Source organism: Agrobacterium sp. NPDC090283 (assembly GCF_044769685.1).
Lineage (GTDB): Bacteria > Pseudomonadota > Alphaproteobacteria > Rhizobiales > Rhizobiaceae > Agrobacterium.
Genome location: NZ_JBIVYG010000012.1, coordinates 87,417 through 106,708, shown reverse-complemented (window position 1 = coordinate 106,708; position 19,292 = coordinate 87,417). Strand labels below are relative to the sequence as shown.

Genomic DNA, 19,292 nt, shown 5'->3' with positions numbered 1-19,292 from the left:
TGTCAGTGCCGGATTTTGTTCAAGGGAAACACGGGAAGCGACAGATGGAAAAATTCACCAAGCTGACGGGCGTCGCCGCGCCCATGCCGGTCGTCAATATCGACACCGATATGATCATTCCGAAAGATTATCTGAAGACCATCAAGCGCACCGGTCTTGGCAAGGGTCTTTTCGCCGAATCCCGTTATCTCGAAGACGGTTCGCCCAATCCCGATTTTGTGCTGAACAAGCCCGCCTACCAGAACGCCCAGATTCTCGTTGCCGGTGACAATTTCGGCTGCGGCTCGTCGCGTGAACATGCGCCATGGGCACTGCTCGATTTCGGCATCCGCTGCGTGATCTCCACCAGCTTCGCCGACATCTTCTACAATAACTGTTTCAAGAATGGCATCCTGCCTGTTGTCGTCAGCCCCGAGAATCTCGAAAAGCTGCTGGACGACGCGTCGCGCGGATCGAACGCCGTTCTGTCCATCGATTTGGAACGCCAGGAAATCAGCGGTCCCGACGGCGGCACGATTACCTTCGAGATCGACGAATTCAAGCGTCATTGCATGCTGAACGGTCTCGACGATATCGGCCTGACGCTGGAACATTCCGGCGCTATCGACACGTTTGAAAAGGCGAACGCCTCAGTCCGTCCCTGGGCCTGACCCCATTTCCGCTCTTCAAAAAGCCGATCCCGTATCAAACCGTACCGGATCGGCTTTTGCTTTGCTTGAAAAGCCCTTGAGGCGGAGATAAGAAGCCCTCGATCCCGTCCGGCTGCGATACGACCAGGCATGTGCAGGACGGAACGAGTTAGACGCCGCGTTCGCCGCCATCGAAAACCCTTCGTGATGTTTTCCGGCGCGCCGCCCAAGGAGGGTTCTCATGACAGTCCGTTCGCTTTTCCTGCTGCCCGGTGATGGTATCGGCCCTGAAGCCATGACCGAAGTCCGCAAGCTGATCGATTATATGAATAGCGCGACAGGTGCGGGCTTTACCGTTTCGGAAGGCCTCGTCGGCGGCTCCGCTTATAACGCCCATGGCGTGGCGATTTCCGATGCGGACATGGAAAAGGCGCTCGCCGCCGATGCGATCCTGTTCGGCGCCGTCGGCGGTCCGAAATGGGATGGCGTTCCCTATGAGCATCGGCCGGAAGCCGGCCTGCTGCGCCTGCGCAAGGATCTCGAACTTTTCGCCAATCTGCGTCCGGCCATCTGCTACCCGGCGCTCGCTGCCGCTTCCTCGCTGAAGCCGGAACTGGTCGAAGGTCTCGATATCCTCATCGTCCGTGAACTGACGGGTGGCGTTTATTTCGGTGAACCGAAGCAGATCATCGATCTCGGCAACGGCCAGAAGCGCGGCATCGACACACAGATCTACGACACCTTCGAGATCGAGCGTATCGCCAGCGTCGCTTTCGAACTGGCCCGCACCCGCGACAACCGCGTCTGCTCGATGGAAAAGCGCAACGTGATGAAGTCGGGCGTGTTGTGGAATCAGGTTGTCACCGAAACCCATGCCGCCAAGTACAAAGACGTTCAGCTGGAACATATGCTGGCGGATGCCGGCGGCATGCAGCTCGTGCGCAAGCCCAAGCAGTTCGACGTCATCGTGACCGACAACCTCTTCGGCGACATGCTGTCCGACGTGGCCGCCATGCTCACTGGCTCGCTCGGCATGCTGCCGTCTGCCTCGCTCGGTGCACCTGACGCCAAGACCGGCAAGCGCAAGGCCATGTATGAGCCGGTGCACGGTTCGGCCCCTGATATCGCCGGCAAGGGCATTGCCAACCCGATCGCCATGATCGCGTCCTTCGCCATGTGCCTGCGCTACTCGTTCAACATGGTGGATGAAGCCACCAAGCTCGAGGCGGCAATCGCCAACGTATTGGACAAGGGCATCCGCACCGCCGACATCATGGCCGATGGTTGCCGTCAGGTCGGCACCTCTGAGATGGGTGACGCGGTTCTCGCCGAATTCAAGGCGCTTTCGGCGTAACGCTTGACACGGGCTGGGCAGGTGGCACCGCCGTCTGCCCGTCCTCTTTTGGCAGAAGATGCTCGTAACGCCGGTCAGTCAGCGTCTTCAGAAATGCCACAATGGCATCCACCCGCTTGTCATCCAGCGCCGGCGCGGATGTCAGTTCCGTCATGGCAATATTCTCGGGCACCTCGGGCGCATCCCACGTCTTGCCGGTTTCCGGATTGATCTGACGGCTCGGCTTCTTGCTTTTGTATTTCACATAAAACAGCACCACCGTGCGCAAATCCCTGAATACGCCATTGTGCATATAAGGACCGGTCACAGCGACATTGCGCAGCGTTGGCACCTTGAACTTGCCGCGCTGGGCGGCATCGCCGGCCACGGCGGGATTCTGCGCCAATCCGAGATCAACCGTACCCGGCTTGGAACCATTCACGGCCCTCACAGCCGTGTTGGCGGGAACACCGATGTTGAAATATTTATGGTTGGTGAAGAGGCCGTCTTCCAGACCCTTGGCGCCACGGATTTCATGGCACGTATTGCAATTGGTGAACTGCGTCGAAGAGATCAGAACGCGGCCCAGCTCCTCCTGATCGGTCAGCTTTTCTTCGCCGCGCAGGAAGCGGTCATATCTGGAATCGAAGGTGGAAAATTCATCCGAACGCTCGAAGCTCGCCAGCGCCTTGGTCATCGCGGCATAGGCGGTTTCATCGCTCTGGAATACTTCCTTTCCAAACTGCGTGCCGAAGGCTGCAACATAATCCGGGTTTTCTTTGAGCCGTTTGACGACCGAAGCCTCGTCCGGCATGCCCATTTCGAGGGGATTGAGCGGCGGACCGCCAGCCTGATCCTCGAGCAGGGAGGCCCGGCCATCCCAGAATTGCCCGCCGACATACTCTCCCGCCGCATTCCTGCCGAAAGGCGGCGTGAAGCGGGCATAAGCTGCAGTCGGCGCGTTGCGGTCGCCCAGCGAAATGCCGTCATCACCGAGCGATACGTCCCGACCGACCTTGTCGCTCTCCCGCGCATCGGAAAAACCGGCGGCCTGCATATGGCAGGTGGAACAGGCCATTGTACGGTTCATCGAAAGATTGGGATCGTCGAACAGCGCCGCACCGAGCTTTTCCAGCGTCGCATAATCTTCACCACCGTGGGCAGCCGTAGCGTCGACGCCGGCGCCAAAAGGGGCCAGCAGAATGGATGCGGCGAGAGCAGCGGAGACAAAAAATCCGGGTTTCATCATCGATAGGCACGCTCGATATAAAATGCGCGGGAGAGGTTCGGACCGGAAAATATGAAGCGGCTTTCGATCCCGCCGCGCTTCACCGGACATGGATCTTTGGAGACAACTCCGCTCTTCCATGCCCTTTAAAACGATCTATAGCACTTTCCCGTGATCCAGGCCTACAAACTTTCGCAGCTTGGTCCACTTTGCCGCAGGCCCACGGAGAAAACCGGAAACGATCAATCGCCTCTGGCTATGGCATGAAAAAAGGTGCCCGAGACAAAACCTCTCCTGCCGCCCGATGGCCCGAGCGGACGACCTTGCCCGTCAGCAATTTGGGCAAAGGGCTCATCGCGGCCGGGATCGGTAATCCGGGCATAATGAAATTCATGGCCGCGCAGAACATCGCCGGCCGCGCCGAGCGGTCCGCTTGCCGCGATTGTCGCCTGCCGGTAGCCGAGATTCATCTTGCGCGTCGCAAAGCTGGTGGCATGCGACAGAAGCCCGGTCATTGCATGGGTCACCCCATCCGCATCTTCCAGCGCCTCGCCAAGCACCATGTAACCGCCGCACTCGCCATGAACGGGCTTTGTCGAAGCAAAACTGGCGATGCCAGCCTTGAAGCGGGCCGCGGCGGCAAGCTTTCCGGCAAAAAGCTCGGGATACCCGCCGGGCAGCCAGCAAATATCGCAGTTCCCGTCAGGTGCCTCATCCGCGAGCGGTGAGAACGGCACGATCTCGGCCCCGGCCGCCTGCCAATGCTTCTTGAGGTGCGGATAAAGGAAAGTGAACGCCGCATCCTCCGCCAGCGCGATGCGCTGGCCGGGCGGTGCAATCGCCGCATTCGTCGAGCCGGAAGACACATCCACTGGTGCGGCGAGTAAAAGCAATGCGTCGAGATCGATGGATTTTTCCATTGCGTCCGCCAGCCGTTCTATATGCGCATCGATCTCCGGGTGTTCGCTGGCCTGCACCAGCCCCAGATGCCGCTCCGGCAGGATAAGCGACGGATCACGCAACACACAGCCGGCAACGGGGAGGCCGATTTTTTCAATGGCTTCCGTGCACAAGGTCCGGTGTCTTTCGCTGCCAGCCCGGTTCAGCACAGCTGCCGCCATGGTAACGGCAGGATCGTAATGGGCAAAACCATGGGCGATGGCGGCAGCCGTCTGCGACTGGCCGGACACATCCAGCACCAGCAGCACGGGAATGCCGAACAACCGCGCCAGATCCGCCGCCGAACCGGTCCGATTTTCCGCCACCGGAATGCCGTCGAACAGGCCCATGGCGCTTTCGATCAGAACCAGTTCCGCATCCTCGGTCTGCTGCAAAAACAGATGCCGCAGCAATTCCGGCCGCATGGCCCAGCTATCGAGATTAAGACCTGATGTGCCGGTGGCGAAGGCATGGAAACCGGGATCGATGTAGTCAGGCCCCGTCTTGATGCCGCGCACCTTGATACCGCGTCGGGCAAAGGCCCGCAGCAGACCGATGGTCACGCTGGTCTTGCCGGACCCCGAGCGCGGCGCGCCAATGATGATCGCCCGCGCCGTCATGAGCCGGAAACTCCAAGACGCTCCCGCATCGAAACAATCTCGCCGATGACGATCAAAGCCGGCGCTTCGAAATTTTCCCTGATTGCATCGTCAGCTATGCTTTGCAATGTACCGATGAAAATCCGCTCCTGCGCCGTCGTTGCCGACATGATGACAGCGACCGGCGTTTTTCCCGAACGCCCGCCTTGCATCAGAAGACCGGCAATCGTGCCGATATTCTTCAGCCCCATATAAACGACGATGGGTTCCCGTGTTTTCGCCAGCGCGAGCCAGTCCAGATCTTCTTCGGTGCCCGCTGCGTGGCCCGTGGCGAGTGTCACGGCGCGGCTGATCCCGCGCATGGTGGCGGGAATTCGCGCTGAAGCGAGCGCGGTGAACGACGAGGTCATGCCCGGCAATATGCGAAACGGAACGCCGGCATGGACAAGCGCCTCCGCCTCTTCACCGCCGCGCCCGAAAATAAAGGGATCACCGCCCTTCAGCCGCAGCACCTTTTTGCCTTGGCTGGCGAAATCGATCAGCGAAGCGGTAATGTCATCCTGTGTCGCAGACGGCTTGCCGCCCCTTTTGCCCGCAAAAACAATCTCTGCCTGCGGAGCGAGAGCAACGACATCGTCGCTCACCAGCGCATCACGCACGATGATATCGGCCTGAGACAGCGCGAGCGCCACTTCCAGCGTCAGATAACGCACATCGCCCGGCCCGGCCCCCGCGAGCCAGACATGACCGGCCTCGAAGACCGGACCTTTTGCGGCAATGCTGTTCAAAATCTGCGGTATCGACATTCTCTTGGCTGCTTTTTAACGATGACGGAAAAAGCCGTCCCGGCTATAGAAATTCATATGGATACGGATGGAAAGACCCTTCGCCGCGGCTGGACCACGGGTACCTGCGCGGCAGCCGCCACGAAGGCGGCCTGCGCCGCCCTTCTGACCGGCGAGTTTCCTTACCCTGTCGAGGTCGAACTTCCAAGCGGCGCGAGACCGGCATTTTCCCTCGCCACCGAGGAAAAAGGCGAAAACTTCGCCCGCGCCGGCGTCGTCAAGGATGCCGGAGACGATCCGGACGTTACCCACGGTGCGCTGATCGAAAGCACGGTCAGACGGGGCCAACAGGGAAGCGGCATCACCTTCAAGGCCGGAAAGGGCGTCGGCACCATCACGCGGCCGGGCCTGCCCCTGCCGCCGGGAGAACCCGCCATCAATCCCGTACCGCGCAAGATGATCGAAACCGCCATTCGCGAGGTGGCCGGAGAAAGTGCCGATTTCGAAGTCGAGATTTCCGTCCGCGACGGCGAGAAGCTGGCGGAAAAAACCCTGAACGGCAGGCTCGGCATCGTCGGCGGCATTTCCATCCTCGGCACCACCGGCATCGTTATTCCCTTTTCCTGCTCCGCATGGATCCACTCCATCTGGCGTGGCATCGATGTGGCGCGTGCCACCGGCTGCACCCATGTGCTGGGCGCCACCGGCAACACCTCCGAAAAGGCCGGGCAGGCGCTTTATGACCTGCCGGAAACCGCGCTGATCGACATGGGCGATTTCATCGGCGGCATGCTGAAATATCTGCGCAGCCACCCCGTCGAGCGGGTGACGATTGCCGGCGGTGTCGCCAAGATGACCAAGCTCGCCCAGGGCATGCTCGATGTGCACTCCAAGAAGGGGCTGGCCGATCTCGATGCGTTGGCGGCATTGGCGACGGAAGCCGGAGGAGATGAAAATCTCGCCATTGCCATCCGTCAGGCCAACATGGTCGCGCACGCCTTTGAGCTGGCCGAACGTGCGGGAATAGACCTCGGCGCGATCGTGGCGGAAAAAGCCTGGGTAACCGCAGCGGCGGCGCTGAAGACGCCCGCCATTGCGCTGGATATTCTGGTGTTCGATCGTCAGGGCGCGCTCAAGGGGCGCACCGCCTCCACGCCGTCGCATCAACCCTTCGCATCTTCCTTCGGAGACCGGAACCGCCTTACATAGTCGGTGCTATAAAGCGCGCTTTCGCGAAAATCCGTGGATTGAAGTCCACGCCCGACGAAGATCAGGGCCGTCCGCTCCACCGGTTCGGCGGCGAGCTTGTCCTCAATGTCGAACAGCGTGCCGCGAATGACCCGCTCATCCGGCCAGGAGGCACGAACGACGATGGCAACCGGGCAGTCGGAGCCGTAAAGCGGCGTCAGCTCTTCCACCACCTTGCCGATGGCATGAATGGCGAGATGAATGGCGAGCGTCGCACCCGTTGCACCGAAAGCCTTCAGCGTCTCACCGTCAGGCATCTTCGATGCGCGACCGGAAATACGGGTCAACACGAGGCTCTGCGCCACTTCCGGCACCGTCAGTTCCCGCTGCAAAGTGGCGGCTGCAGCGGCAAAGGAGGGCACGCCGGGCGTGACGGTATAATCGAGACCCAGCCGTTCCAGCCGGCGGATCTGTTCACCCATGGCGCTCCAGACGGAAAGGTCGCCGGAATGCAGCCGCGCCACATCCATGCCGGCCTTTGCTGCGGCCACGAATTCCGCCTCGATCTCATCCAGTGAAAGTGCTGCCGTATCGACGATACGCGCACCCGGCGGGCAATAGTCGATCAGCGCCTTCGGAACCAGCGACCCGGCATAAAGACACACCGGGCAGGCGGCGATAAGATCACGCCCGCGCACCGTAATGAGATCGGCGGCACCCGGACCGGCACCGATGAAATGAACCGTCATTCTTGTTCTCCATGTTCGATGACGCAGCCGCTATCATGTGGGGCATCGTCAGTCGTTGCGATGGCCACCGTCACATCACCAACCACAAGACGCGGCGCGACCAGCCTTGCATTCTCTCCAGCAGCGGCCAGCGCCGCCGCTTCGCTCACACTTGGCGATCCGGCATGATCAAGGCTTGCCTGTGAAAATGTCATTGTTTTCGAAGCAGCCGCATCGAGCCGCTCCTGCGATACGATTTCCAGCGAAAGCGACAGGTTTTTCGCCGCCTCCGCAAGACCGGCTTCCTCAGCTTTGAGCGGTGCAGTCGCCAGACAGTCTGCCGTCATGCCTAAAGCCTGCTCTGCGGCGCGCACGGCCAAAATAACCGCATCCGAACCAGTGCCTTTGCGGCAGCCTATGCCAGCCACGGTCACCATGGCTTGGCCCAGCTCCACTGCGTCACCGGCATCGCTGGACGCCAGCCCGACATGGAACCGACAGCCGCCACCCGCGACACGTCCAGACGGATCATCGATCCGCCATGCCGCGCATGGGCGGCATGCAGCACCGCCTCCATTTCCAGTGTTACCGCATTGGCAACCAGCCGCCCGCCCGGTTTCAGCGCGTGCATGGCGCCCTCAAGCACGCCCGCTTCGCTGCCGCCACCACCGATGAAAATCGCGTCCGGCTGGGGCAAGCCTTCGAAAGCCGCAGGCGCTGCGCCAATCATGACCTCAAGCGCCGGAACACCAAAAGCTTCGGCATTGCGGGCGATACGCTCCGCCCTTTCCGGGTGTTGCTCTATGGCGATGGCGCCAAGCGAGGGATGGGACAGCATCCATTCGATACCAATCGAACCCGAACCGGCACCGATATCCCACAGCAACTCGCCCCGCCGTGGCGCCAGTGAGGAAAGTGTCACGGCGCGGATTTCACGCTTGGTGATCTGCCCGTCATGTTCGAACAGGCTGTCATCCAGTCCCTGTGCAAAAGGCAGGATACGGGCGCCCTCGGCCGCGACGACGTCAATCGCCACCACATTCAGCGGGTCGATGTCTTCAAAGGCGAAATCAGCCGCCCTGCCCTGCCGCCGCCTCTCCCGCTCTCCGCCCAGGGCTTCGAGCAAAACGAATTCCGACTGGCCGAAACCCAAATCGGACAATAATTCCGCGATCAAGGCCGGGGCGTGGGCGTCCGAGGTAAGCGCGATGATCCGCGCACCGGCGTGTAGATACGGCCGCAAGAGATCGATGGAACGCCCGTGCAGTGAAACGCATTCGACCGATTGCAGCGCCCAGCCAAGCCGTGCGGCGGCCAGCGAGAAAGCGGAGGGCGAGGGATAACAAGCTGTCTCATCCGCCTCCACATGCCGCAAAAGCGTGACACCGACGCCATAAAAGAACGGATCGCCCGAAGCCAGCACACAAACGTGCCTGCCACGCAACGCCACGACATCGCTGACATCCGTATCGAACGGTACCGGCCAGCGCCGTGCTTCTCCACGAATCGCCGCGGCCGCCAGCTCCAGATGGCGTTTACCACCGAAAACCACCTCAGCCGCCTCTATCGCCTGGATCGCGTTCCGGCCCAGCCCCTCGAGCCCATCCTCACCAATGCCCACGATGGAAAGCCACGGCTTTTCTTTCTTTTCGGTGGAAGTGCTCTTTTCAGTAGAAGGACTGGCCGTTCCGGAATATTCAGACGTCATGACACGCTCCATACTCATCCTTGGCGGCACGGCGGATGCCCGCATTCTGGCCGGCAGGCTGGCCGAAGACTCCGGCTACCGAATTCTGCTCTCCATGGCCGGCCGCACGCTCTCTCCAGTCGAACAGCCGGTGCCAATGCGCAGTGGCGGTTTTGGTGGCGCGGCCGGGCTGGCGGATTTCATTCACACCGGGGGTTTCGATATTCTGGTGGATGCCACCCATCCCTATGCGGCGAAAATTTCCGCCAATGCCATTGAGGCGGCAGGGCTTGCCAGAGTTCCGCTGGTCATACTTTCCCGTGCTGCCTGGCAGCGTCAACCGGGCGACAGATGGCATGAGGTCGACACCGTCGAACAGGCTGTCATCGCGCTCGGCAGCGAAGGCAGGCGCGTGTTTCTGGCTTTGGGACGGCAGGAACTTCTTCCTTTCGAAGCCGCGCCCCAGCATGACTATCTCATCCGCAGCGTCGACCCGGTGGAGCCGCCATTGAAACTGCCCCATGCGCGCTACATGACCGCGCGCGGTCCCTTTGCGCCGGATGATGAAATCCGCATGCTGGAAGAAGGTCGCATCGAGACATTGGTCTCGAAAAACTCCGGCGGCAGCGCCAGCTATGGCAAGATCGAAGCGGCGAGACGACTCGGCCTGCCGGTCATCATGATCGAGCGGCCGCGACAGCGAAACGATGCGCGCCTGAACGACGTGACGGTGCCAGATATTGCAGCTGCGCTCACCGCCATTCGCCATCAGCTCTCTCTTCTTGAAAAACGCGGCGAATAGACCAGCGGTTCTTTGCCGGAACGTTCGATGAGACGGGTTTCAGTCGAACCGACGATGATGCAGGTAGCCATATCCGCCATGTCGCTCGATGCTTCCGAAAGAGGCACGACCCGGATACGTTCATCCGCCCGGCCTGCCGCGCGACCGAAGATCACCGGCACCGAACCGGGCAAATGCACCCGCAACAGATCAAAAGCGGTACCGAGCTGGTGCGGCCGCGCCTTGCTGACGGGATTATAGAAAGCCATCACAAAACCAGCTTCCGCCGCCGCGATCAGCCGTTTTTCAATGATGCCCCAGGGTTTGAGATTATCCGAGAGCGAAATGGCGCAGAAATCATGGCCGAGCGGCGCGCCGGCCTTTGCGGCGACCGCCAGCATGGCTGTCACACCCGGCACGACGGAAAAATCGATATCGCGCCATTCGGAGGGGCCGCTTTCGATCGCCTCGCAAACCGCCGCCGCCATGGCGAAAACGCCGGGATCGCCGCCGGACACCACGCAGACCTTGCCGCCCGAAGCCGCAAGCCGTAGCGCCTGCTCGGCGCGGGAAATCTCTTCGCGATTATCGGAAGCATGGCGGCGCTGGTGCGGCCCGAGCGACAGGCGGTCGAGATAGGGAATATAACCGAAGAAATCCTCCGATGTCTCGACGGCGGCAAGCGCCTCCGGCGTCAGCTGCGCCGCACTGCCCGGACCGAGGCCGACAACAACGAGCCTGCCGGTCATGGCTTCTCACCTGCAGAGGGTCTGGTTTTCCAGCCCGGCACCAGAACCAGCGAAAAATAGGGCGCAGGGGATGCATCGCGTTCGATGAGTCGCACCGCATGGCTGTTGGCCATCGTGCCGCGCTCGACATAAAGCGCGTCTTCAAGCTTGCCGGCCCTTTCCAGCGCCCGGCGAATCTTTGGCAGGTTGCGCCCCACCTTCATGATCACCGCGCCGTCAGTTCCAGACAGACGTTCCGTCAGAACATCTTCGCCGAGCGTACCGGGAAGCACGCTCAAAATATCGTCGCCCTGCACCAGCGGCAGGCCGGCCATGGACCAGCAGCCGGACATGGCCGTGATGCCCGCGACAACCTCCGCCGGATAGGACGGCGCAAGACGCAGATGCAGGTGCATATAGGAACCGTAAAACAGCGGATCGCCTTCCGATAACACGGCAACATTGCGCCCGGCCTCGAGATGCACAGCGATATCCTTCGCCGACTGATCGAAAAAGGCGGCGATGGCATCACGGTAATCGTTGCCGTTCTTGTCGCTTTCGACGGTTACCGGATAGACCAGCGGCATTTCCAGCGTGCCGGGGCGAATGAAGGCTTCGACGATACCGCGACCATTGCCGCTGCCACCCTTCTTGCAGAAGAAGGCGAGCACATCGGCATTTTCAATGGCACGCACGGCTTTCAGCGTCAGAAGCTCTGGATCGCCGGGGCCGGTGCCGACGCCCACGAGTTTACCCTTCGGATGTTCGAAAAGGGCCGCGCTCACAGGCCAGCCCTCGCAACGGCGTTGATGGCGGCAGCCGTCATGGCCGAACCACCCATACGTCCCTTGACGATGGCATAGGGAATGCCAAGCGAACTTGCCTCCAGCGCGTCTTTCGATTCCGCCGCACCGACAAAGCCGACGGGCATGCCGATGATGGCGGCCGGGCGCGGGGCACCTTTTTCCAGCATCTCCAGAAGATAGAACAGGGCCGTCGGCGCGTTGCCGATGGCGACCAGCGCTCCCTCCAGCCTCTCCGCCCAGAGATCGAGCGCGGCGGCAGAACGGGTATTACCGATCTTTTTCGCAATGTCAGGCGTGCGGGGATCGCGAAGGGTGCAGACCACATCATTATCAGCTGGAAGGCGGGCGCGCGTTACGCCATGGGCAACCATTTCCGCATCACAGAGAACAGGCTTGCCGGCTCGTAGAGCACCCCGTGCAGCGGCAACAAAATCCGGCGAAAAGCGGAAATGGCTGGCCGCCTCCACCTGCCCGCAGGCGTGGATCATGCGAATGGCGATATCCGCCTGCTCTTCGGTAAAGGCGGATAAATCCGCTTCTTCGCGAATGATGGCGAAGGAGCGCTCATAGATCGCATTGCCGTCGCGAATATAGTCATAGTCAGTCATCGGTCATCCTGTCGAAGCGCCGCACCGATCGCCTGTTTGCCCAGCCGGGCAAAAAGGGTGGCGGCGGTTTCCCCGGGCTTATGTTCTTTTTCGTAAAGACGGGCAAGCCGCGAAAGCGCCGTTCTCTGATGCTGGAAAGGTAAAACGCCGTCCGGCACGTCACCGGCGCGGCCCGAAATCGAAAAGGCCAGGCCGTCGGCGGTCCCGGACAAAGTGAGAAGCGACGGCGCGGGGTGCGCGCAGCCCTTGCCGCAGCCGGAAATATGCAGCGTGAAGGAGCCATCCAGCAACGGGGCGCATTGCTCAGAAGCAAAGGCAGCCAATTCATGGGTGGGAAGAAAAGCCGAAGCGCAGCCCGGCGCACCGGGACAGACGGCGATGGAAGAGCGTGCATCACCATCCGTCGTGATGAAACCGGACGCCCTTGCAGTATCAAGCAATGCCTCGCAGGCAGATGACGCTCCGAAAAATAGCAGGCTATGATTTGGTGCTGGCCGCAAGGACGTAATGCCCAGCATACCAGCCCGTTCGCAGAGATCTGACAAATCGCAGGCCCGGATTTGCCCGAAAGCAGGCGCAATACCAAGGGCGAAGCCATCCTTTCCCGTTGTCATCAGTCCCCAAGGGGTCGAAGCCGCCGTGGCGTCGTGCACGATCACCCGGTCCAGCAGGCGGTCGCCGCAAACTGCTTTTATCGCCGCGCGGTCCAGATCGCGGCCGCGGGCAAGCGGTCCCTTGCCGGCCAGATGGACGAGCAGCGACAGAACGGCACCCGCCGCCGCGTCCGTCTCGACCAATCCCGCACTCAGCGCCCTGCTTTCCGGCCCACCCACGAGCAGCCGCCAGAAGGTCCGATCGTCCAGAGAGACCGCTTTCAGGCGAATATCGGCCAGCAAATCTCCCATGGAGACACGTCCGCCGCCATCGATGACGACAGACATTTTGGCAGCAAGCTTTTCATGGAGAATGAGCCTTTCGGCCTCTTTGCGAATATCCTCCGCGAGGAAACGGCCGTCAGCAATTTCCGCGTCATCCCGACCGGCAAGAGGCGACGTCTCGACTGCCAGCCCCTCACGAAGCCGCAAATCCAGCGCGAGAACATCTTTTTCCAAGACGCAGGCGCTTTCCAGCGTCAGGCCGCGAAATTGCAGGCTGCCGCGGGCGGTGATGTCGATCAATCCGTTGCCATGCCGCTCGGCAAGATGGCAAAGCGCGACCATGTCACGCGGGGCGATATCAGCCTCGAAAGCGATCCGGGATAAAAAACCGTCTCCGGTACGCATGGGGGCAGACAGGGCCGGGCAAAGGCCGCGGCGGCCAAATGGCTGAACGGGATCGGCAGCGGCCATCATCACGCCTCCACCCTTTCAGAAGGTGGCAGGATCAACATTTCCAGTTCCGCGTCCACCGCATTGCGGCGGCTATGCCACAAGCCGCGACGGCGGGCGGATAAAAACCGTTCGGCCATCACCTGCGCCGCTTTCGGGTTTTCCCGCAGGATGAAATCGCGCACGTCCTCATTACCGAAATAGGCATCGTAAAGCGCCTCGATCAACGAGGGGGACACCGCATGGGTGGTTTCGGCAAAGCCGATCAGCCGATCCACCGTCTCGACGAATTCCGCCGCGCCGCGCGGACCGTGCCGCATCTGTCCGGCGATGAAGCGGGGATTGACGGCGCGCGCGCGCACCACCCGCGTCAGCGCCTGCGTCATCGACCTTGCGCGCGGGCGCGCCGGATCTGTCGTATCCAGCGCGACAATATCGGCGACGCCGCCAAGCACAGCCTTCGCGGCGGAAAAACCGCCGATGAAGGCGACATCGGAAGAACCGTCCAGAAGGTCGCGGCCCGGATCGTCGCCGCTATGAACCAGAAGATCGGCGCGCCTGACCTGTTCCACAAAACCGGTATCTTCGAAAATCTCCAGCCCATCCCCACCGCCGAAAGCGTGGCTCGCCGCATCGAGATAGGCCTGGCCCAACTCCTCGCGTTCCTCCCATTTACCGCTTGCAAGCTTTTCTTCGATACCGGCGCCATAAGTACCGGGCGCGGAGCCGAAAATGCGCGCCGGAATATACCCGAGCGTGGCGGCCTCTTCCGCCAGAGGGTTGTCGCCCGGCGCTTCCTCCCGCCGCGCAACGGCCTTGGCGGCGGCGTCAAGAAGCGCGATCAGCGCCGGAAACATATCGCGGAACAGGCCGGAAATGCGAAAGGTGACGTCGACACGGGGCCGCCCCAGGCTCGCCGGCGGCAGAACCTCGATGCCGGTGACGCGGCCTGTGGCGGGGTAGTGAATCGGTCTCGCCCCCATCAGATGCAGCGCCTGCGCCACATCCTCACCACCATTGCGCAGGCTGGCGCTGCCCCACAGATCGAAAACCAGATGTTTCGGCCAGTCGCCATGGGACTGCAGATGATGGCGCAGCACCTCTTCGCCCGCCATGCGCCCCAGCTCGAATGCCGTCGGTGTTGGAATGGTGCGCGGATCGGCGGAATAGAGATTGCGGCCGGTGGGCAGCACGTCGAGACGTCCGCGCGCAGGTGCGCCGGAAGGGCCGGGGACGATATGCCGACCGTCAAGCGCAGCAAGCAGGGCAGCCTTTTCCGCTTCGGCGCTTTCAAGCCGCAGAAGATCGGTCTCGCCCTCGGCGCAGCGGCCAAAAACATGCTGACCGTCCTTGATGGCGAAATCCTTGAGGTCGCAGAGAAAGGCGTCAATGCGCGACAGCGCCGCATCGGCATCGTCCTTCGCAGCCACGCCCGCCTCAGCCGCAAGCCCGGTCTCCCGCGCTTTTTCGACGATCAGCTTCGCCAGCCGGTCACGGCGGCGGCGATCCAGCCCATCCGCCTGCGCATATTCGTCGACCAGCTGTTCCAGCGCCGACTGCTCCGGCGAAAGCCCGGCATTCACCAGCACCGGCGGAACATGGCCAATGGTCACGGCCGCGATACGCCGCTTGGCGACCGCCGCCTCGCCCGGATTGGAAACGATGAATGGATAGACCACCGGCAGTGGACCGGTGACGATTTCGGGAAAACAATCGCGGGAAAGCGCTACCGTCTTGCCGGGCAGCCACTCCAGCGTTCCATGCGCGCCAACATGCACGATGGCATGCGCACCCGCAATCCGCTGCATCCATGCACCGAAGGCAATCAAAGCATGACGAGGTGGCAGGGCAGGGTCGTGATAATCCACCCGACGATCCTCGTTACGACCCCGGTCCGGCGCGAGCGCCACGAACACGTCGCCGAAACGGGCGGCGCGGAACCGGAACGCGCCGTCAACGAGTGCGTCGTCATCCGTTGCCACACCCCATGTCGCGTTTACGGATGCGGCGGCAGCCGGCGGCAAGGCGGAAAAATGAGCGTCATAAGCGGGAAGATCAATTGCCGCTCCCTGCTGTTCGATACGCTCGAGCAAAGCCCGTGCGGTTTCAGGAATATCCTCGACCGCATAGCTGGCCCCGGCCAGATCGCGCAGCATTTCGAGCACGCTTTGCGGCACGTCGAGGCCGACGGCATAACCGGTTCGCCCGGGTGCCGCACCGGGATAATCCGGCATCAGAATGACGATGCGGCGATCTCGAGGAGGCGCATTCCGCAGCCGCAGGAAAGCGGCGATACGATTTGCCACTTGCTCGACACGGTCAGGCTCTGGCACATTCAGGAGACTGACGCCGCCATCCATTCGCGTCTGTTTGAACGAGATCGCACCGGCGAGAATCCGGCCATCCAGCTCCGGCAGGACGACATGCATGGCAAGATCGGAGGGATTGAGGCCACGGGCATTTTCCGCCCAGCCATCGCGTCGCGTCGTCGCCATCACCACCTGAAACACCGGCACGCCGAGACGGTCGAACAGTGTTGCGCCGCCGTCATCCGTCTGGCTGGCAAAGGCTGTAGCGGTTATGATGGCGGCGGGCTTCAGATCGGGCAGCGCCGTTTCGAGGAACCGGACCGCCTCGCCATCCTTCAGGCCGCTGACAAAAATCGGCAAGGGCGCAAAGCCGCGCTGCGAGAGCGCCTCGAAAAGCGCCTCCACAGGCGCGGCATCCGCCGCCAGAAGCATGGAGCGGTAAAAGAGAATAGTCAGAACCGGCGCATCGGCGGGAAAACCCGCACAGGCTTCCAGCCGATCCACAACGCCCATACCGGGCCGGTAAAAACCGGCTTTCGGTAGCGGTTCGGCTTGGATATCCGGCCATGCCTCGCCCGTTGCAAGAGCGGCAAGACCAAAAGCAAGCCGGTCCATATTTTCCTGCCCGCCCTCGCGGAAGAAGGAGAGGACCGAGCCCAAAATCCGCCGATCGACGGTCGAGGCCGCTTCAAGCTTCTCGTCCCTTTCGCTGCACTCACCCGGCAAAAGTAGAAGCCTGATACCGCGCCTGCGGGCAAGAATGGAAAGCTGATCGACGCCGTACCGCCAGCGTTCCGCACCGCCGAGAATCCGGATAAGGATAACGCTGGCATGTTCCGCTGTCTTTTCGATCCAGAGATCGACCGACATGGGATGCCGAAGCTCGGACAGGTTGGCGGCTGACAGGGAGGGGAGTGCGCCCTCTGTTTTCCGCCACGCCTGTTCCACCCCTGCCAGATCGCTTGCCGAAAAGGACAGCATCACCACATCCGACCGGGGCTGGTTGAGATCAACCGGCTCTATCAGATCGTCCAGAGACGAGGACGTGGTGGCGAGAATATGCATCGTCAGGCGGCCAGCATCTGTTCGATCTTTTCGCGGTTCAGACCCTTTTCGCCGATGACGACGAGGCGGCTGCGGCGCTCTTCACCCGCCGCCCAGGGCCGGTCGTAATAGTGGTTGACGCGGCTGCCGACAGCCTGCACCTGCAGGCGCATCGGCTTTGCGGAAACCTCGATGAAGCCCTTGATGCGCAGGACATTTTCCGCAGCAGCCGTTTCGGCGATACGGGCTGCCAGCGCTTCCGGATCGGTCACGGCCGGCAGGTCGATGACGAAGCTGTCGAAATCATCGTGTTCATGGTCAAGTTCACCATCATGATGGGTGCGGCGGTTTTCGATATCCTCTTCCACTGCAAGGCCGAGACCGATCAGAACGGCGGGGTCGATGGCGCCATTCGAGGCCACGACGATCTTTGCCGCCTTCGGCAGATGTTCGAGAACATGCGCCCTGGCCTTGTCCAGACCGGCATCGTCAAGAAGATCGGCCTTGGTCAGCACGATAAGATCGGCGCAAGCGACCTGATCCTCGAAAACCTCTTCGACCGGGTCATCGTGATCGAGTGCCTCGTCATTGGCCCGCTGGGCGACGAGTGCTTCCACGTCATGCGCCACTTGACCTTCGGCAAGGGCGGCGCCGTCCACCACCGCCACGACGGCATCCACCGTCACGCGGCTCTTGATCGCCGGCCACTGGAAGGCCTGCACCAGCGGCTTCGGCAGGGCAAGGCCCGAGGTTTCGATGAGAATATGCTCCACCTTGGGCTGGCGGCTTAGAATCTGTTCGATGGCGGGCTGGAAATCATCCGCCACCGTGCAGCAGATGCAGCCATTGGCCAGTTCGACGATGTTTTCTTCCGGGCAGCTCTCAATACCGCAGCCTTTGAGAATTTCGCCATCGATGCCGATATCGCCGAATTCATTGACGATGATCGCCAGCCGCTTGCCATCCAGCTTTTCTAGAAGACCGCGCAGCAGCGTGGTTTTTCCCGCCCCCAGAAAGCCGGTAACAATCGTGCAGGGAACGCGGTCCAGAAGGGTGCTCATGATTTCTCCTCGGTAAAATCGAATGGGGGAATGCGCGCCACCATGCCGCGCTTTAAGGGTTCGGGGCGGCCGCGCCAAGGCATCAGGCCATCGGGGGCAACGGCCAGCAGCCGCGCGCCGGTCAGCAAATCTTCCGCATCACCGGGGGTCAGCCCGCCGAAAACATAGGACCAGCCGTTGGCACTGCGCAGTACGGCACTAAGCCCGCGCTTGCAATTGGCAAGGCAGTTGACGGAACGGACGGTGATACCCGTTTCCTCCGCCTTTGCGATGACGGCATTGACAAGATGCGAGCCGGGGCGCGGTTCGGCATTGGGATCGGCTTCATCGCGACAGCTTCTGCAAACGAAGACGGTCACGCCGGGCGCCGTTTCGTCCGGCGTGTTTCCGCCTGCAGATGAAGATGTCGCTGAAATATCCAAACCGTATCGTTTCCCGCGCCTTGCAAAAAATATCTCGGGGTGCGGATATCGAAAACGGCAGGCGGACAGGCGCAAACCGGATGTTCGATCTAACCGACTGACCGGAGCACCCCGCCCGACAGACGTTTTTCCTGAAACGGCAGGTCTCCTGGCTCGCGGCTTTACACCCTGACACCGCCTTCCCGAACCATCTTAGAGGTCCAGTGGCTTTACGGTGCGGGCTTACCGCTTACAGTTGCGGGGGCAGCCACGGAATGACCCGGTAATCGGGTTGGAACCGTGTTCCCTCTTAGCTTTTCCCGTTGCCGCGAAAAGACCGTCAGTTCGCTACCATTAGGCTGAACGGGCGTAAGGGTCAATGCCGCGGCCCCGTGGCCGGCGCATTGCCGGGTGCGGCAAATTGGGTATAGTCGCCGCTCCGAACGGCGGGTGGCAGCGGATCCCGCGCCACTGGATGAAAAGGAAAATGCAATGACACGCGACATCAGCGACAGCGAAGCCGAACGCCACCGGCAGAAAATGGTCAACCGCAAGACGGTGCAGGATGCCGAAGTTGCGGCAAAGACCATCGAAAAAGGCCTGCTGATGATCAATACCGGTCCCGGCAAGGGCAAGTCCACGGCCGCTTTCGGCCTTGCCCTGCGCATGCTCGGCACCGGACGGCGGGTCGGCGTCGTGCAATTCATCAAGGGCGCATGGTCGACGGGCGAACAGCAGGCGCTGACTTTGTTCGGCGACAAGGTTGTCTGGCGCACCATGGGCGAGGGTTTCACCTGGGACACGCAGGATCTGAAGCGCGATGTTGCGGCGGCCACAAAGGCCTGGGAAGAAGCCAAGCTCCTGATGGCCGACGAGACTATCGGTCTCCTGATCCTCGACGAGCTGAACATCGCGCTGCGTTACGACTACCTGCCGCTGGAGGAGGTGGTGGAAACGCTTTCTGCCCGCAGGCCCGATCTGCATGTGATCGTCACCGGCCGCAATGCTAAGCAGCCGCTGATCGACGCCGCCGACATGGTGACGGAAATGACCCTCGTGAAGCATCACTTCAAGGCGGGCGTAAAAGCGCAGGCGGGGATAGAATTCTGA

18 protein-coding genes and 1 riboswitch are annotated in these 19,292 nt (G+C 61.6%); of the genes, 5 read left to right on the top strand and 13 right to left on the bottom strand.

The window, feature by feature from the left end; translation table 11 throughout:
* Nucleotides 1-44 precede the first annotated feature (44 nt).
* A complete protein-coding gene (leuD, locus tag ACIQUH_RS17855) occupies nucleotides 45-650 on the top strand; it encodes a 3-isopropylmalate dehydratase small subunit (protein ID WP_065114390.1) in 606 nt (201 codons plus the stop codon).
* A gap of 220 nt (nucleotides 651-870) precedes the next feature.
* Entirely contained in the window at nucleotides 871-1,983 is a 1,113-nt protein-coding gene (leuB, locus tag ACIQUH_RS17850) for a 3-isopropylmalate dehydrogenase (RefSeq protein ID WP_400817422.1), read from the top strand.
* Here the strand turns inward: leuB and ACIQUH_RS17845 are convergent.
* From ACIQUH_RS17845 to cobA, 3 genes are all read right to left on the bottom strand, one after another.
* Nucleotides 1,964-3,211: a cytochrome-c peroxidase gene (locus tag ACIQUH_RS17845; RefSeq protein WP_400817419.1), complete on the bottom strand. Its 1,248-nt coding sequence runs from the start codon at nucleotides 3,209-3,211 to the stop codon at nucleotides 1,964-1,966. The two genes, leuB and ACIQUH_RS17845, sit on opposite strands and share 20 nt — an antisense overlap.
* 221 nt (nucleotides 3,212-3,432) lie before the next feature.
* On the bottom strand, nucleotides 3,433-4,749 hold the full coding sequence (locus tag ACIQUH_RS17840; RefSeq protein WP_400817417.1) for a cobyrinate a,c-diamide synthase: 1,317 nt from the start codon (nucleotides 4,747-4,749) through the stop codon (nucleotides 3,433-3,435).
* On the bottom strand, nucleotides 4,746-5,534 hold the full coding sequence (gene cobA, locus ACIQUH_RS17835) for a uroporphyrinogen-III C-methyltransferase (protein WP_400817415.1): 789 nt from the start codon (nucleotides 5,532-5,534) through the stop codon (nucleotides 4,746-4,748). The genes ACIQUH_RS17840 and cobA overlap by 4 nt, the downstream gene beginning before the upstream one ends.
* A 57-nt stretch (nucleotides 5,535-5,591) precedes the next feature.
* Between cobA and ACIQUH_RS17830 the strand changes: the two genes are divergently transcribed.
* A complete protein-coding gene (locus ACIQUH_RS17830; RefSeq protein WP_400817413.1) occupies nucleotides 5,592-6,722 on the top strand; it encodes a cobalt-precorrin-5B (C(1))-methyltransferase in 1,131 nt (376 codons plus the stop codon).
* Here ACIQUH_RS17830 and cobM read toward each other — a convergent pair.
* The 3 genes from cobM to cbiE are packed head-to-tail and all read right to left on the bottom strand — an operon-like array spanning nucleotide 6,677 to nucleotide 9,137.
* Nucleotides 6,677-7,450 carry a precorrin-4 C(11)-methyltransferase gene (gene cobM, locus ACIQUH_RS17825; protein WP_400817410.1) on the bottom strand — a complete coding sequence of 258 codons (774 nt, stop codon included), beginning with the start codon at nucleotides 7,448-7,450 and terminating at the stop codon, nucleotides 6,677-6,679. The genes ACIQUH_RS17830 and cobM overlap by 46 nt on opposite strands.
* Entirely contained in the window at nucleotides 7,447-7,866 is a 420-nt protein-coding gene (locus tag ACIQUH_RS17820) for a cobalamin biosynthesis protein (RefSeq protein ID WP_400817408.1), read from the bottom strand. Before ACIQUH_RS17820 ends, cobM begins: the two co-directional genes overlap by 4 nt.
* The gene (cbiE, locus tag ACIQUH_RS17815; protein ID WP_400817406.1) at nucleotides 7,860-9,137 is read right to left on the bottom strand and encodes a precorrin-6y C5,15-methyltransferase (decarboxylating) subunit CbiE; all 1,278 of its coding nucleotides are present in this window, start codon (nucleotides 9,135-9,137) and stop codon (nucleotides 7,860-7,862) included. Before cbiE ends, ACIQUH_RS17820 begins: the two co-directional genes overlap by 7 nt.
* On the opposite strand from cbiE, the gene ACIQUH_RS17810 reads away from it, so the two are divergent.
* Nucleotides 9,136-9,918: a cobalt-precorrin-6A reductase gene (locus ACIQUH_RS17810; RefSeq protein WP_400817404.1), complete on the top strand. Its 783-nt coding sequence runs from the start codon at nucleotides 9,136-9,138 to the stop codon at nucleotides 9,916-9,918. The genes cbiE and ACIQUH_RS17810 overlap by 2 nt on opposite strands.
* Here ACIQUH_RS17810 and ACIQUH_RS17805 read toward each other — a convergent pair.
* Genes ACIQUH_RS17805 through ACIQUH_RS17775 form a run of 7 tightly spaced genes read right to left on the bottom strand, consistent with a single transcriptional unit; the run spans nucleotide 9,885 to nucleotide 18,203 of the window.
* On the bottom strand, nucleotides 9,885-10,646 hold the full coding sequence (locus tag ACIQUH_RS17805; RefSeq protein WP_400817402.1) for a precorrin-3B C(17)-methyltransferase: 762 nt from the start codon (nucleotides 10,644-10,646) through the stop codon (nucleotides 9,885-9,887). The genes ACIQUH_RS17810 and ACIQUH_RS17805 overlap by 34 nt on opposite strands.
* Entirely contained in the window at nucleotides 10,643-11,410 is a 768-nt protein-coding gene (locus tag ACIQUH_RS17800) for a precorrin-2 C(20)-methyltransferase (protein WP_400817400.1), read from the bottom strand. The genes ACIQUH_RS17805 and ACIQUH_RS17800 overlap by 4 nt, the downstream gene beginning before the upstream one ends.
* Nucleotides 11,407-12,039 (bottom strand): precorrin-8X methylmutase, encoded by a 633-nt coding sequence (locus ACIQUH_RS17795; RefSeq protein ID WP_400817398.1) that lies wholly within the window; start codon nucleotides 12,037-12,039, stop codon nucleotides 11,407-11,409. The genes ACIQUH_RS17800 and ACIQUH_RS17795 overlap by 4 nt, the downstream gene beginning before the upstream one ends.
* A complete protein-coding gene (cobG, locus tag ACIQUH_RS17790; protein ID WP_400817396.1) occupies nucleotides 12,036-13,391 on the bottom strand; it encodes a precorrin-3B synthase in 1,356 nt (451 codons plus the stop codon). Before cobG ends, ACIQUH_RS17795 begins: the two co-directional genes overlap by 4 nt.
* Nucleotides 13,391-16,741, bottom strand: a complete 3,351-nt coding sequence (gene cobN / locus ACIQUH_RS17785) for a cobaltochelatase subunit CobN (RefSeq protein WP_400817394.1) — start codon at nucleotides 16,739-16,741, stop codon at nucleotides 13,391-13,393. Before cobN ends, cobG begins: the two co-directional genes overlap by 1 nt.
* A 2-nt stretch (nucleotides 16,742-16,743) precedes the next feature.
* Nucleotides 16,744-17,781, bottom strand: coding sequence for a cobalamin biosynthesis protein CobW (gene cobW / locus ACIQUH_RS17780; protein ID WP_400817392.1), 1,038 nt, complete (start codon nucleotides 17,779-17,781; stop codon nucleotides 16,744-16,746).
* On the bottom strand, nucleotides 17,778-18,203 hold the full coding sequence (locus ACIQUH_RS17775) for a DUF1636 family protein (protein ID WP_400817390.1): 426 nt from the start codon (nucleotides 18,201-18,203) through the stop codon (nucleotides 17,778-17,780). Before ACIQUH_RS17775 ends, cobW begins: the two co-directional genes overlap by 4 nt.
* 120 nt (nucleotides 18,204-18,323) lie before the next feature.
* A riboswitch (cobalamin riboswitch) is annotated at nucleotides 18,324-18,539 on the bottom strand.
* 135 nt (nucleotides 18,540-18,674) lie between these two features.
* Between ACIQUH_RS17775 and cobO the strand changes: the two genes are divergently transcribed.
* Nucleotides 18,675-19,292: a cob(I)yrinic acid a,c-diamide adenosyltransferase gene (cobO, locus tag ACIQUH_RS17770; RefSeq protein WP_400817388.1), complete on the top strand. Its 618-nt coding sequence runs from the start codon at nucleotides 18,675-18,677 to the stop codon at nucleotides 19,290-19,292.